Source organism: Lichenicoccus sp., from assembly GCF_965277665.1.
In the GTDB taxonomy this organism is placed as follows: Bacteria; Pseudomonadota; Alphaproteobacteria; order Acetobacterales; family Acetobacteraceae; genus Lichenicoccus.
The window spans coordinates 2,300,336-2,314,121 of record NZ_OZ255835.1 but is presented as its reverse complement, the minus strand read 5'-3'; the positions used below and the strand labels follow the sequence as shown (position 1 = coordinate 2,314,121).

Sequence of the window (13,786 nt, the reverse complement as noted above, 5' to 3'; positions counted from 1 at the left end):
ATGAAGACTTTCGGGACCGTCACAGCCCTGGGTCTGGGAGCGCTCCTGTCCGCCTGCGGACCGCTGCCGCCCGGCTCGGAGCCGGCTTCGCTGATCCAGCGCGACTGGGGGCCCGCCACGCCGGACTACCAGGGCAATGGCGGCATGGGACCGGGAGGCGCCAACGGCGGCATGGGGATGGAAGGCGGGATCCAGGCGGGCGGTGGACCTGCGTTGCCGTAAGGCCCGGCCCAGGGGGCAATCAGTGCCCGACCAGGAGCTTCAGATCGACCGCGTCGGCCATCGCCTTGTAGCCGCGATCATTGGGATGCAGGTGGTCGCCGCAATCGTCGGCTGCAAGCAGGTGGCCGGGATGGGCCGGATCGTCCAGCAGCCGATCGAAGTCGATCACCCCGTCGGCGGCGCCGCTGGTGCGTATCCACTGGTTCACCGCCCGCCTGATCTTCTCCTTCGCTGGCGTGTAGTAGCCATAGCCCGGCGTTCCCTTGAAGGTGTCGATGAACGGCGTCAGCGTGACGGCGATGAAGCGCAGCCCGTGCAGATGCGCGCGGGCGATGATCTGCTGGTAGCCGGTCTCGATGTCCTCGGCGGTCGGCTCGGGGTCGGTAGGCGTGGTCGCATGCGGACCGGGCCAGCCGATGTCGTTGATCCCCATCATCATCACGATCGTGCTCACGCGTGGATGGCTCAGCACCGACATGTCGAAGCGGCTCAACGCGTCGGTTCCCATGCCGTTGGTCAGCACACGGTCGCCGGAATAGGCCTCGTTGACAACGGCCACATCCGGATGGCCTTCCGCCTGCAGTCGTTCGGCGACGTGGTCCGGCCAGCGGTCGTTGGCGTCAGGCTTGGAGCAGTAACCGTCGGTGATGCTGTCGGCGAGGAACACCACCGACTGCGACGCGGGCCTGGCGTCGACCAGCACGGAGCTCAGGAACAGGCGTGACTGCGTCGTCGTGACTGGCTGGAAGCTCGCAGCGGTGGTCATGTTGCCGGGTGCCGAGATCAGCCCGGTCGAACGTCCGTCCCAGTGCACGGTGGACAGCCCGGTCTTGTCCGGCAGGTAGAAGCTGATGGCAAGGGTCGAGAGGGCCGGGGCTGCCAGCTCGACCGGGTCGCTGAGCATCGGTGCGCCCGGCGGGATGACGACAGTGTGGTGGCCGTTCCAGGTCAGGGCGTGCATCGAGGCGGCGTCGATGCCGCGCCCGGCCGCAAGCGCCACGCTGGCTGCGCCGATGGTGACCGGCTTGCTGCCGAACTGGTTGGACAGCACCACGCGCACGCGGTCGCCGCCGACGCTGATGCGGGTGAACTGCAGCACCGTCTGGTTGTCGAGCACCTCCGGCACGTCGAACGGCGCCGGAAGCTCGTCGGACCAGCGCGGTCCCGGGGTCGCCGCCCAGGTTGTGATCCAATCCCCGACCGCGGCGGCGTGTGCTTGCGCAAGGGGCGCCCAGGCGCCGGCGAGCAGGGTGGCGACGGCGAGGATGCCCGGCATCTGCTTGCGGCGCTGCCTGCGAATCAGGGTTGCCTGCATGAGCGCTTCCTCCGTCAGCTCCCGGTTGCTCCGGGTTCAGGCAACGCTAATCCTGGGGCTGGCACGCGGCAACCCGCGGTGATCGTCAGAGGGTCGGATGCAGGCTTCGAACCGCGCTGACGCTCTCGAGCAGCGCCGCGACGTGAAGGATAGTCGACTCCGCCTGCCACGTGCCGACGATCTGCACGTTGATGGGCAAGCCATCCTGGCTCGTGCCGAACCGCATCGAGACGCCGGGCAGCCCGGTGAGGTTGAGCGGCACGGTCGCGCCCTGGAGGTAGGTGGCGTCCACCGTCTGGCCGTCGATGGTGAACGTCTCGACGCCATGCTTGTGCGCCGGGATGGGCAGCACATGTTAGCTGCTGCCGGTTCTGTTGCTGCCGGGCCCTCTTCATGCGCTCTATCACGTCCGCTCTATCCGAGCCCGAGGAAGACCGCGAGCATCGCGTTCAGCCGCACCATGTCGGTGTTGCCGACAGCGCCGATCACCGGGCCGACACGGTTGGCACGGATGGTCGTGATCTTGTCGACCATGATCCAGGATGTTCGATCGAGCGGCAGGGCAGCATGCGGGTCGACACGCAGGCGGAGCAACGGGGCATCCGCCTCGCTGCTGGTGAGCGGGCAGACGGTGAGTGACGCGCCGTCGAACGCTCCGCTCTGCACGACCACGGCCGGGCGAGGCTTGCCGGTGAAGTCGCCGGCGCGATCCGCCACCCGGATGACGCTACCCCGCGTCATCGTCGAGCCAGCTCACCTCCTCGATCCAGTCCATGATTGCGTCCTGCTCGTCGGCTGCGGCGGCATTTTGCGACTGCCGATGCGCCTCGGCGGCAAACCCGGGCGCGCGGGAATCCGGGACCCAGATCTGGATCGGCCGCAGGCCGCGCGCGCGCAGGCCGTCGCGGTGGCGCCGCGCACGCGAATTCGACTGCTGCCCCATTACTCGTCACATGTGACGGTGCGTCATAGTCATGTCAAGCATAAAACCGGCCACCGGGTCAGTCCCGGCCGACCAGCGCTCCGTGCGTATCGGAGGCCGGCAGGCACAGCAGTGCGATCCGGTCGGCGACATCCTCCGGGCGCTGCAACCCTGACGCATCCTCGGCCGGCATCGCCTGGGCGCGCAGGCGGGTCGCGACCACGCCCGGGTCGAACAGGGTGACACGCAGCCGCCCGTGCGAAGCGACCTCGTCGGCCCAGCTCAGCACCAGGTTCTCCATCGCCGCCTTGCTCGCACCCAGCAGCCCCCAATAGGCGACCGGCGCGCGGGCATGCGCGTCGGTCAGGAACACCGCGCGCCCGGCCGGGGCCGCCAGCAGCAGCGGCGCGGTGGTGCGGATCAGCCGCCAGGGGGCAGCCGCATTGACCGCCATGCACTGCTCGAAGTGGCACTCGGTCGCGTGCGCAACCGGGGTGAGGGCGCCCAGCGTCGCCGCCGCATGCACCAGCATGTCGAGTCGGCCGAAGCGGCTGGCCAGGCTCGGCCCGATGCTGTCGATGGCGGCGTTGTCGGCAAGGTCGAGCGGCAGCAGGGTGCTCGCCTGCCCGGTCGCCGCCTGGATCAGGTCGTCGGTTTCCTCCAGGCCGCCCGGGCTGCGCGCGGTCAGCACGCAATGGGCGCCAAGCCGGGCGAGTTCGACCGACACGGCACGACCGATGCCGCGGCTGGCGCCGGTCACCAGGGCGATCGTGTGCTCCAGTGGAAGCGCCATCGTCAGCGGGTGGTGACGAGTTCCGTCTGGCGCGCCTGGCTGTTCTCGTCGAGGTCGGCGAGGCTGATCGGATACAGGCCGGTGAAGCAGGCATCGCAGTAGTGCGGCTGCTCCGGATCGCGGCCGGGCTGGCCGAGGGCGCGATACAGCCCGTCGAGCGAGATAAAGGCGAGGCTGTCGGCGCCGATCAGCTGCGCCATCTCCGCGACATCGTGCGTCGCTGCGAGCAGCTTGCCGCGCTCGGGGGTGTCGATGCCGTAGAAGCAGGAATGCGTGGTCGGCGGCGAGGAGATCCGCATATGCACCTCGGTGGCGCCGGCGGCGCGCACCATCTCGACGATCTTGCGGCTGGTGGTGCCGCGTACGATGGAATCGTCCACCAGGATCACCCGGCGCCCCGCGATGGTCGCGCGGTTGGCGGAATGCTTGAGCTTGACGCCAAGGTTGCGGATCTGGTCGGTCGGCTCGATGAAGGTGCGGCCGACATAGTGGTTGCGTATGATGCCGAGTTCGAACGGGATGCCGCTCTCCACCGAATAGCCCATCGCCGACGGCACGCCGGAATCCGGCACCGGAACGATCACGTCGGCCGCCACCGCGCTCTCGCGGGCGAGTTCGGCGCCGATGCGTTTGCGCGCGTCGTACACCGCGTGGCCGTCGAGCACAGAATCCGGGCGCGCGAAATAGATGTACTCGAACACGCAGAAGCGGCCGCGCTTTGGCGCGAACGGCTTGATCGAGCGTACGCCGCCATGGTCGATGACGACGATCTCCCCGGGCTCGACGTCGCGCACGAACTCGGCGCCGACGATGTCGAGCGCGCAGCTTTCGCTGGCCAGCACCCAGGCCGGTCCCGCACCCTTGTCGGCGCCCGTTTCGCTGACGATGCGGCCCAGGATCAGCGGCCGCACGCCGAGCGGGTCGCGCACGCCGATCAGCGCCTGCTGCGTCAGCACGGTCAGCGAATAAGCCCCGACCACCTGCTTGAGCGCGTCGATCAGCCGGTCGTTGACCGTCGAATACAGGCTGATCGCGATCAGGTGGATGAACACCTCGCTGTCGGTGGTGGACTGGAAGATGCAGCCTCTGCGCACCAGCGCGCGGCGCAGCGACAGCGCGTTGGTGAGGTTGCCGTTATGCGCCACCGCCAGGCCGCCGAACTCGAACTCGGCGAACAGCGGCTGCACGTTGCGCAGGATGGTGGCCCCGGTGGTGGCGTAGCGGTTGTGGCCGACCGCGGAGTGCCCGGGCAGGCCTGCGATGATGCGGGCATCGCCGAACACGTCGCCGACCAGCCCCATGCCCTTGTGGGTGTGGAAGCCGGTGATCCCGGGCCGGCTCTCGTCGTTGTAGCTGACGATGCCGGTCGCTTCCTGGCCGCGATGCTGCAGGGCATGCAGGCCGAGTGCCGTCATCGCGCCGGCGTCATGCGCGTTCCAGATGCCGAACACCCCGCATTCCTCGTGCGGCTTGTCGTCGTCCTGCTCATCGAGTCTGTAGGGATGCTGCGGGAAAGCGACCATGTCAGAAACTCTCCTTGGTCCGGCCGGACGGATCCGCCGGCGATCCGGCATCGCTGCCGATATCCGGCAGGACGTGGCGCCAGCCGGACGGCGCCTGGGCGATGGCGTAGCGCGCGCCCTGGTTCAGGTAGGGCAGGGCGCCGGCATGGCGCACCGGGTCCGGCCAGTTGGGCCCCGGCAGTGCGACGGCGAACAGGATGTAGGCCAGCACGAGCAGCGCGCCACCCCGCACCAGGCCGAAGGCGGCGCCGAGCCCGCGGTCGATGCCGCCCAGCAGGGACAGGCGCACGAGGCGGCTCAACAGCGAGGCGGCGATGGACAATCCGATCAGGATGACGACGAAGACCGCGGCGAAGGCGAGCACGTCGGCGATCAGCCCATCCTCCACGAGCCGGCCGGCGAGCGGGACTGCCCGACCATAGTAGCGCGTGGCGAGCAGCGCCGCCACGATCCAGGCGGCGAGGCCGAGCATCTCGCGCGCGAGCCCGCGCCACAGCCCGACCAGGACCGACAGCGCCATGAACCCCAGCATCACCGCATCCACCCAGTTCATGCCGCTCCGTCCGAAGCTGGGCCGACGGAGGCCCAGCGCGCCGGGTATATCGTTCGGCGCGCTCCGATGCACCAGTCCCGCTTCAGGTCTGCCAGACCAGCCCCGAGTGCGAGACCAGGTATGAGGCAGCCTCAGGGGAGTTTGGTGCTGTCGACTCGCCATGGCCGCGTCAGCCGCCGCTTCGGGCGGCCCGGCTTGTAGGCCATGTCGTGCAGCAGCGTGCCGATCCGCTCGCGCTTGTGCAGTTCGGTCCAGATCTCGTCGGGTTCCACCCCGGCGGTCGCCCAGAGCAGGATGAGCATCCCGATCAGGTCGGCCGAATGACCCACCAGCGCCTCCCTCTCGCGCGTGACCGAGGCCTGCACGCAGGCCAGCGCCTCCAGGCCGGCCTCGCGCGCCACCCGCGCGATCAGGATCGGCGCCGAAAGGTCTTGCCGCGTCGCCTCCTGCAGCGCGATGTCCCAGAGCGCCGCGAAGGCCAGCTCGCAGGCCTCCGACGAGGTGGTGGCCGGGCTGCCGCCGGACGCTGCTGCGGGCCTCAAACCGTGAAATACTTTGCCCGCGGGTTCAGGATCACCAGCGCGCTGGTCGACTGCTCCGGATGCAGCTGGTAGCCGTCCGAGAGCGACACCCCGACGCGCTCGGCCTGCAGCAGTCCGAGCAGCGGCACCTGGTCCTCGAGCTTCGGGCAGGCGGGGTAGCCGAACGAGTAGCGCGAGCCGCGATAGCCCTGCTGCAGAAGGCGGTCCATGTCGCGGTCGTCCTCGGACGAATACCCCAGCTCGGCCCGCATGCGCTTGTGGGCGTATTCCGCCATGGCTTCCGCTATCTCAACCGACAGCCCGTGCAGGTAGAGATAGTCCTGGTAGCGGTTGCCCTCGAACCACTCCCGGGCGATGTCCGACGCCTTCTGGCCGACGGTGACCACCTGCAGGCCAATCACGTCGCGCGTGTTGTCGTCGATGTCGCGCACGAAGTCGGCGATGCAGGCGCCGTCCTCGCGCGGCTGCCGCGGCAGCGAGAAGCGCGCCACCTCCGTGCTGCCGTCCTGTTCGAACAGGATCAGGTCATTGCCTTGTCCTGCCGCCTTCCAGTAGCCGATCGCGGCCTGCGGACGCAGGATGTGCTCGGCATTGCACAGAGCGAGCATGCGGCGCAGCACCGGGCGCAGCTCCTGCTTGGCCCAGCCGAGGAACTCGTCGAGCGAGCGGCCCTGCTTCCGGAAGCCCCACTGGAACTGGTACAGGCTGCGCTCATTGAGGAACGGCAGCACCGCCTCGGGCGTCGCCTCGATGGTGCGCGGCCCCCAGAAGGGCGGCTGCACCGGCTCCAGCCCGGCATTGAGGCGCCGGCGCCGCGCCTGCACGACCCCGATATCGACGGGTGCGAAGCCGCGATTCTCCGTCTGCTCCGGCTCGCGCTTGTTCTGCCTGGCCTTGCCCTTGCGACGCGACTTCAACGCCGCGAGGTAGTCGTCGAAGCCGCCGGTGCTGACCTTGTCCATCAGCCCGAGCCCGTCGAAGGCGTCCCGCGCATAGGCGACACGGCCGCCGCTGCCCCCGGTCCCGTACGCCGCGACGCAATCCTCCTCGACATAGTTCCGCGTCAGCGCGGCACCCCCCAGCAGCACCGGGATGTCGAGCCCCTGGCGCGCCATCTCCTCGAGGTTCTCGCGCATCACCACGGTGGATTTCACCAGCAGCCCGGACATGCCGATGGCGTGCGCACGCTCGGCCTTGGCCGCCGCCACCATGTCGGCGAGCGGCACCTTGATGCCGAGATTGACCACCCGGTAGCCGTTGTTGGTCAGGATGATGTCGACCAGGTTCTTGCCGATGTCGTGCACGTCGCCCTTGACGGTCGCGAGCACGATGGTGCCGCGCTCCTGGCCCTCGACGCGCTCCATGTGCGGCTCCAGATGCGCCACCGCCGCCTTCATCGTCTCGGCGGATTGCAGCACGAACGGCAGCTGCATCTTGCCCGAGCCGAACAGCTCGCCCACGGTCTTCATGCCGTCGAGCAGGATGGTGTTGATGATGTCCAGTGGCTTGTTGGTGAGCATCGCGAGGTCGAGCTCGGCCTCCAGCCCCTTGCGCTCGCCATCCACGATGCGGTCGCGCAGCCGCTCCTCGACGGTCTCGGCGCGGCCCTTCTTGGCGACATCCGCCAGCTTGCGGTCGGCGAACAGCTCCAGGATGCGGTGCAGCGGATCGTAGCCCTCCGAGCGCCGGTCGAGCAGCAGGTCCTCGGCGACCTTCGCCTCCTCGGCCGGGATCAGATGCAGCGGCCGGATCTTGCTGACATGCACGATGGCCGCGGTCATGCCGGCCTGCATCGCCAGGTCGAGGAACACCGAGTTCAGCACCGCGCGCGCCGCCGCATTGAGCCCGAAGCTGACATTCGACAGCCCGAGCACGATCTGGATGTCCGGGAACCGGTCGTGGATGCCCTTGATCCCCTGCAGGGTCCACAAGGCCAGCTTGCGGTCGTCCTCGTTGCCGGTGGCGACCGTCAGCACCAGCGGGTCGATCATCAGGTCGGACTGCGGCAGCCCGTGCTGGTTGCAGCAGAACTCCACCAGCCTCGCCGCGATCTCGATCTTGCGTTCGGCGGTCTTGGCCATGCCGGTCTCGTCGATGGTGCCGGCGACGATGGCGGCGCCGAACTTGCGCGCCAGCCTGAGGCGGGCCGCGGCGTGCGCCTCGCCATCCTCGAAATTGATCGAGTTGATGATCGGCTTGCCGCCATGCAGCTTCAGCGCCGCCTCGATCACGTTGGTCTCGGTACTGTCGATCACCAGCGGCGCGTTCACGCTGCTGGTGAAACGGGTGATCACCTCGTTCATCTCGGCGACCTCGTTGCGGCCGACGAAGGCGGTGCAGATGTCGAGGCTGTTGGAGCCCTCGGCGACCTGCTCGCGCCCGACCGAGACGCAGCCGTCCCAGTCGCCGGTCTCCTGCAGCTCGCGCCACCTGCGCGAGCCGTTGGCATTGCAGCGCTCGCCGATCGAGAAGTAGCTGTTCTCCTGGCGCAATGGCACCTGGCCGTAGAGGCTGGCCACCGACGGCACCCAGACCGGCCGGCGCGCCACCGGCGCCGGACGATGCCCGGCGCCCGCGCGCCGTCGCAGCATGGCGTCCATCGCCTCGATATGCGGTGTCGAGGTGCCGCAGCAGCCGCCGATCAGGTTCAGCCCGTCCTCGGCGATGAAGCGCTCGACCCAGGACGCCATCTCGGCCGCCCCGAGAGGATAGTGCGTGTGCCCGTTCACCAGCTCCGGCAGGCCGGCATTGGGCTGCACCGAGAGCAGGCCGGGCCAGTTGGTGGCGAGCCAGCGCACGTGCTCGGCCATCTCCTGCGGGCCGGTGGCGCAGTTCAGCCCGAGCAGCGGCACGTCGAGCGCGTGGATGGTGGTGGCCGCCGCCGCAATGTCCGGCCCGACGAGGAGGGTGCCGGTGGTCTCCACGGTGACCTGCACGAAGATCGGCGTGTCGGTGCCGGCCTCGAGGCGGGCGAGCTTGGCGCCGTTGACGGCGGCCTTGATCTGCAGCGTGTCCTGGCAGGTCTCGATCAGCAGCGCATCGACGCCGCCCGCGATCAGGCCGCGGCACTGCGCGGCGAGGGCGGCTTCGAGCGGATCGTAGGCGATGTTCCCCAGGCTGGGCAGCTTCGTCCCCGGGCCGATCGAGCCGACCACGTAGCGGTGGCGGCCGTCCGAGAAGCTGTCGGCGGCCTCGCGCGCCAGCTCGCCGGCGATGCGGTTGATCTCGTGGGTGCGGTCCTCGAGGTCGAACTCGGCCAGCGTGATCGGCGAGCCGCCGAAGCTGTTGGTCTCGACCATGTCGGCGCCGGCTTCGAAGTAGCCGCGGTGGATGTCGCGCACCAGCTCCGGGCGGGACAGGTTGAGCACCTCGGTGCAGTTCTCGCGGTTCCAGTAGTCGGCCTCGACATCCAGCGTCAGGCTCTGCACGCGCGAGCCCATGCCGCCGTCGCAGAGCAGGACCTGGTCGCGCAGGACATCAAGGAGATGGGGTCTTGTCATGACGGCACGGCCTCGGGCAGATCAGTCGGCAGGCTCAAGTGGGCAGGCTAGGCATGAGCGGGTGGGGCGGACCTTGTCGTCCGCGCGCCGCCCGGTGTCCAGTATCGGGAGCACGGAGCTGTTCATCGACGCCCGTATCCCGGTCGATTTCCTCGCCCGCGCACCGGAGCGGCCATGGCCGGGACGGGCCCTGCTGCTGTCGCCATCGGCGCCCCTGCAACCGGTCGGGTGGCTGACGGTCGTGCGCCTGCCGCCCGCGACCGGGCAGCCGCCGGGAACCACCGTGCATGGCAGCGGCTGCGCCTGCTGCACCGGGCGCCACGAGCAGGCAACCGCCTTGACGCTGCTGTTCCACGCGCGTGCGAAAGGCGCCGTCGCATTCTTCACGGGCGTGGTGGCGGTGCTGCTGCCTGAGGAGGCAGCGGTGCTGCGCGGCCTGTTGCAGTCGGATCCGTTCGTTTCCGGGTGCTACGTGGCAACGGATACAAGAATAGAACAATAGAGCTGAAAACTGACAGCATTGCAGCTTTTTTGAGACGCCATATCTGGGCATCGTTTGGCTCTGTAGCGGAATTTTATCGGGAAAAACCGATCCGTCCCATGCTAAAGCTTGCTGCCCGGCATCGCTGCGGTGCGGGTTCTTCATGCTGGCGGCCGCGTACAGCGCGTCAAAGTCGTTTCAGCCGCGACGATGTTTGCACAGAGGGAAGCGCGTGGCACAGACCAACGACGGCATGGGCGACCACCGGAGCGGCTCCGGCGCATCCGGACAGGTCGATGGCCGCCTGGTGCGCCTGCGCGCGGTGATGGCGGCGGCGCGCTATCACGGCGCGGAACTGGTGGTGGCGGACTATCGCGGCCCGGTCACCGAAGTCACGCCGTCGCCGGCGAGCCTTGTGCTGTGGCTGAACGAGCAGGGCATGGTCGCCCGCGCGATGTCGCTCAAGTTCCGCTACCTGGTCCGCATGACCAACACGCCGCCGTTCGTGCTGATCTTCAAGGATGGCGGCGCCGGATTGTTCATCGGCGCCGATCCTGAGCGCGGCGTGGTGTGGCTGCGCGACCCGATGGGCACCGAGGGCGACGTTCCGGTCGCGGTCGACGAGTTGCGGTTGTCGCAGGTCTGGACCGGCGACGTCGTGCTGGTGCAGCGCAGCCGCAACCAGTCCGAGAACGAGGCGCCGATCAATCTCGGCTGGCTGACCCGCATGGTGCTGCGCGAGCGCCGCTCGCTGCGCGACATCTCGATCGCCTCCGTCGTGCTCAGCCTGCTTACCATCTTCCCGGCGCTGATCGTCATGCAGGTGATCGACAAGGTGGTGAACCACCACTCGATGGCGACCCTGATCGCCATCTCGATGATCATCCTGACGCTGACCTCGTACGAGACGCTGCTCAGCTACGGCCGCCGCGAGATCGTGCTGGTGCTCTCGACCCGGCTCGACAGCCGCATCGCGCTGGTGATCTTCTCGCGCCTGCTGTCGCTGCCTTTGGAATATTTCGAGCGCCAGCAGGCCGGCACGGTGATCGGGCGCGTGGCGCAGATCTACAAGGTGCGCGACTTCATCACCGGCAAGCTGATGAGCACGTTCCTCGACATGTTCACCCTGATGGTGATCCTGCCGTTCCTGTTCTTCATGAGCTCGACGCTGGCCTGGATGACGATGGCCGCCGCCGGCCTGATCGGCCTGCTGGTGGTGATCTTCATCGGCCCGGTCGGGCGGCTGATCGGCCGCGTCATCGCCGCCGAGATGCGCCGCGCCAACATCATGTACGAGAGCGTCGCCGGCATACGCACGCTGAAGACCCTGGCGCTGGAGCCGTCGCGCCGCGTCGAGTGGGACATCGCCACCGCCGACGTGGTGCGCGCCAAGCTTGATGCCGGGCGGATGGCGAACTGGCCGTCCACGCTGTCGATGCCGCTGGAGATGTTCATCAGCCGCGGCGTGATCCTGGTCGGCGCCTACCTGCTGCTGACCGGCGGCAGCACGCTCGGCGCCGGCGGCCTGGTCGCCTTCATGATGCTCGGCGGCCGGGTGGCAGCCCCGCTGGTCTCGCTCGCCAAGCTGCTGGAGGAGTTCACCGAGGTGCGCTCGGCACTTGGCGAGGCCGGCGCGGTGCTGAACCAGCCGACCGAGACCAAGGCGCTGACCAACGGCATGCGTCCACGCATCGAGGGCGCGCTGTCGTTCGAGGATGTGAACTTCACCTATCCCGCCGGCAGCACCAAGGCGCTGGACGAGGTCACCTTCGACATTCCGGCCGGTACCTCGCTCGGCGTGGTCGGCCGCAGCGGCTCGGGCAAGTCGACCCTGACCCGGCTGCTGCAGGGGGTCAGCCGGAACTATACCGGCTTCCTCAAGCTCGACGGCATCGACCTGCGCGAGATCAACCTCACCCACCTGCGCAAGTCGTTCGGCGTGGTGCTGCAGGACAACTTCCTGTTCCGCGGCACGATCCGTGACAACATCACCGCGAACCGTCCCGGCCTGACGCTGGAGGATGCGGTGCGCGCCGCGCGCCTGGCCGGCGCCGAGGAGTTCATCGAGCGCATGCCGGGCGGCTACGAGACCTGGATCGAGGAGGGCTCGACCAACATCTCCGGCGGCCAGCGCCAGCGTCTGGCGATCGCGCGCGCGGTGATTACCGATCCCAAGCTGATGATCCTCGACGAGGCGACCTCGGCGCTGGATCCGGAATCCGAGGCGCTGGTGAATGCCAACCTCAAGCGGATCAGCAAGGGGCGTACGATGATCATCGTCTCGCACCGGCTGTCGTCCCTGGTCGATTGCGACCTGATTTTGGTGATGGAGCGCGGGCGGGTCGCGGACCTGGCGCCGCACGAGGTGCTGGTCGAACGCTGCGCGATCTACCGCCAGCTCTGGCTGCAGCAGAACCGCCATCTCGACCCGCAGGGCAACAAGCGCGTCACCCCCGCCCCGCTGCTGGCCGAGGGAGACTGAGCCATGGCCACCACCGATCTCGTTCCGGCGGGCACACCCCTTTCCAAAAAACGCGCGCCACGCCGGCGTCGCCGCGAGGAGGAGCTGCCGCAGGCGCTTTTGGAATTCCACTCGCCGAGTGCCGCCCTGGTGGCGATGCCGCCGGCGCCGGTGGCACGCTACATCATCTGGATCGTCGGCTCGCTGGCGATCACCATGCTGACGGTGATGGGCACCTTCCCGCTCGACCGCGTGGTCACCACGCCGGGCGAGCTGGTCTCGACGGCGCCGACCATGCTGGTGCAGCCGCTGGAGACCGCGATCGTGCGGTCGATCGACGTGAAGGAGGGCGAAGTCGTCCGAAAGGGCCAGATCCTCGCCCATCTCGACCCGACGATCACCGGCGCCGACGAGGACAACCTGCGCGCCCAGACCGACGCCTACGACGCCCAGATCAAGCGGCTGCAGGCCGAGGCGGCGGGCACGCCCTATCGTCCGGACCTCTCCAATCCGGCCTCGACCTCGGAGGCGGCGGCCTACATGCGCAGGCAGGCCGAGTTCCGCGCCAAGGTGCTGAACTACACCCAGCAGATCAACGCGCTGCGCACCGACGTCACCGGGTTCACCGCCTCGGCGGCGATGTATGCCGGACGCGTGCGCCTCGCGCAGGACGTGCACAACATGCGCGTCCAGCTGCAGCACGACCAGGTCGGCAGCCGGCTCTCGTCGCTGTCCGCGCAGGACGACCTGATGGAGATGCAGCGCTCGCAGATTACCGCGCAGGAGAACGCCGCCGGCGCGCGCGGCAAGCTCGCCGCGATGCTCGCCGAGCAGGAAGGCTTCGTGCAGAACTGGAAGGCGCAGATCTACCAAGACCTGACCGACGCCCAGCACAAGTACTATGAGTCGCGCGGTGACCTGGCAAAGGCGGTGCTGCGACAGAGCCTGGTGGTGATGCGGGCCCAGGCCGACGCGGTCGTGCTGACGATCGCCAAGGTGTCGGTGGGCTCCGTGCTGAGCCCGGCCAGCCAGTTCATCACCCTGGTGCCGCTCGCGGCCCCGCTCGAGGTCGAGGCCAAGCTGAAGGGCTCGGAGTCCGGCTACGTGAAGCTCGGCGACCAGGCGCTGATCAAGTTCGCCACCTTTTCCTACACGCAGTATGGCGGTGCGACCGCCACGGTCCGCAACGTCAGCGCCGACAGCTTCAGCAAGGACCAGCAGGCGGCGAGCCAGCCCGGCGGCCCGGACGGCACCCAGAGCAATGCGGTGCCCGGCGGCTCGCCCGACACGTACTACCGGATCCGGCTGCGCGTCGACAGCTACACGCTGCACGGCGTGCCGAACTACTTCCATCCGGTGCCGGGCATGCCGGTCACCGCCGACATCAAGGTCGGCAAACGCACCATCCTGCGCTACCTGCTCAGCACCGTGCTGCCGGTCGCGACCGAGGGGATGCGCGAACCGTGACGCGCCC

13 protein-coding genes are annotated in these 13,786 nt (G+C 68.6%); 4 read left to right on the top strand and 9 right to left on the bottom strand.

Annotated elements, in window-relative coordinates; translation table 11 throughout:
- Positions 1 to 222, top strand: a complete 222-nt coding sequence (locus tag ACQY4O_RS10635) for a hypothetical protein (protein ID WP_428376355.1) — start codon at positions 1 to 3, stop codon at positions 220 to 222.
- 19 nt (positions 223 to 241) lie between these two features.
- On the opposite strand, the gene ACQY4O_RS10630 is transcribed toward ACQY4O_RS10635, so the two are convergent.
- From ACQY4O_RS10630 to metH, 9 genes are all read right to left on the bottom strand, one after another.
- Complete coding sequence (locus tag ACQY4O_RS10630; RefSeq protein WP_428376354.1) at positions 242 to 1,537, bottom strand: SGNH/GDSL hydrolase family protein; 1,296 nt, start codon at positions 1,535 to 1,537, stop codon at positions 242 to 244.
- Positions 1,538 to 1,622: 85 nt separating this feature from the next.
- Positions 1,623 to 1,889 (bottom strand): amidase family protein, encoded by a 267-nt coding sequence (locus ACQY4O_RS10625; RefSeq protein WP_428376353.1) that lies wholly within the window; start codon positions 1,887 to 1,889, stop codon positions 1,623 to 1,625.
- A 62-nt stretch (positions 1,890 to 1,951) separates the two neighbouring features.
- Entirely contained in the window at positions 1,952 to 2,278 is a 327-nt protein-coding gene (locus ACQY4O_RS10620) for a type II toxin-antitoxin system PemK/MazF family toxin (protein ID WP_428376352.1), read from the bottom strand.
- On the bottom strand, positions 2,265 to 2,480 hold the full coding sequence (locus tag ACQY4O_RS10615; protein ID WP_428376351.1) for an antitoxin MazE family protein: 216 nt from the start codon (positions 2,478 to 2,480) through the stop codon (positions 2,265 to 2,267). The genes ACQY4O_RS10620 and ACQY4O_RS10615 overlap by 14 nt, the downstream gene beginning before the upstream one ends.
- 58 nt (positions 2,481 to 2,538) lie before the next feature.
- Positions 2,539 to 3,252 (bottom strand): SDR family NAD(P)-dependent oxidoreductase, encoded by a 714-nt coding sequence (locus ACQY4O_RS10610; protein WP_428376350.1) that lies wholly within the window; start codon positions 3,250 to 3,252, stop codon positions 2,539 to 2,541.
- Between the two features lie 2 nt (positions 3,253 to 3,254).
- Entirely contained in the window at positions 3,255 to 4,775 is a 1,521-nt protein-coding gene (gene purF, locus ACQY4O_RS10605; protein ID WP_428376349.1) for an amidophosphoribosyltransferase, read from the bottom strand.
- A 1-nt stretch (position 4,776) separates the two neighbouring features.
- Complete coding sequence (locus ACQY4O_RS10600; protein ID WP_428376348.1) at positions 4,777 to 5,328, bottom strand: CvpA family protein; 552 nt, start codon at positions 5,326 to 5,328, stop codon at positions 4,777 to 4,779.
- 131 nt (positions 5,329 to 5,459) lie between these two features.
- Positions 5,460 to 5,870, bottom strand: a complete 411-nt coding sequence (locus ACQY4O_RS10595) for a hypothetical protein (protein WP_428376347.1) — start codon at positions 5,868 to 5,870, stop codon at positions 5,460 to 5,462.
- On the bottom strand, positions 5,867 to 9,370 hold the full coding sequence (metH, locus tag ACQY4O_RS10590) for a methionine synthase (RefSeq protein WP_428376346.1): 3,504 nt from the start codon (positions 9,368 to 9,370) through the stop codon (positions 5,867 to 5,869). The genes ACQY4O_RS10595 and metH overlap by 4 nt, the downstream gene beginning before the upstream one ends.
- 94 nt (positions 9,371 to 9,464) lie before the next feature.
- Between metH and ACQY4O_RS10585 the strand changes: the two genes are divergently transcribed.
- The 3 genes from ACQY4O_RS10585 to ACQY4O_RS10575 all read left to right on the top strand — a co-directional run bounded on the left by ACQY4O_RS10585 (position 9,465) and on the right by ACQY4O_RS10575 (position 13,779).
- Positions 9,465 to 9,872, top strand: a complete 408-nt coding sequence (locus ACQY4O_RS10585; RefSeq protein WP_428376345.1) for a hypothetical protein — start codon at positions 9,465 to 9,467, stop codon at positions 9,870 to 9,872.
- Positions 9,873 to 10,176: 304 nt separating this feature from the next.
- Entirely contained in the window at positions 10,177 to 12,333 is a 2,157-nt protein-coding gene (locus tag ACQY4O_RS10580; RefSeq protein WP_428378167.1) for a peptidase domain-containing ABC transporter, read from the top strand.
- Positions 12,334 to 12,336: 3 nt separating this feature from the next.
- Positions 12,337 to 13,779, top strand: coding sequence for an HlyD family type I secretion periplasmic adaptor subunit (locus ACQY4O_RS10575; protein ID WP_428376344.1), 1,443 nt, complete (start codon positions 12,337 to 12,339; stop codon positions 13,777 to 13,779).
- Positions 13,780 to 13,786 lie beyond the last annotated feature (7 nt).

Bases quoted from the DNA above. Each gene is read 5' to 3' on its own strand.
- ACQY4O_RS10635 (WP_428376355.1), top strand. From the start codon at position 1: ATGAAGACTTTCGGGACCGTCACAGCCCTGGGTCTGGGAGCGCTCCTG.
- ACQY4O_RS10630 (WP_428376354.1), bottom strand. From the start codon at position 1,537: ATGCAGGCAACCCTGATTCGCAGGCAGCGCCGCAAGCAGATGCCGGGC.
- ACQY4O_RS10620 (WP_428376352.1), bottom strand. From the start codon at position 2,278: ATGACGCGGGGTAGCGTCATCCGGGTGGCGGATCGCGCCGGCGACTTC.
- ACQY4O_RS10615 (WP_428376351.1), bottom strand. From the start codon at position 2,480: ATGGGGCAGCAGTCGAATTCGCGTGCGCGGCGCCACCGCGACGGCCTG.
- ACQY4O_RS10610 (WP_428376350.1), bottom strand. From the start codon at position 3,252: ATGGCGCTTCCACTGGAGCACACGATCGCCCTGGTGACCGGCGCCAGC.
- purF (WP_428376349.1), bottom strand. From the start codon at position 4,775: ATGGTCGCTTTCCCGCAGCATCCCTACAGACTCGATGAGCAGGACGAC.
- ACQY4O_RS10600 (WP_428376348.1), bottom strand. From the start codon at position 5,328: ATGAACTGGGTGGATGCGGTGATGCTGGGGTTCATGGCGCTGTCGGTC.
- metH (WP_428376346.1), bottom strand. From the start codon at position 9,370: ATGACAAGACCCCATCTCCTTGATGTCCTGCGCGACCAGGTCCTGCTC.
- ACQY4O_RS10580 (WP_428378167.1), top strand. From the start codon at position 10,177: ATGGCGGCGGCGCGCTATCACGGCGCGGAACTGGTGGTGGCGGACTAT.
- ACQY4O_RS10575 (WP_428376344.1), top strand. From the start codon at position 12,337: ATGGCCACCACCGATCTCGTTCCGGCGGGCACACCCCTTTCCAAAAAA.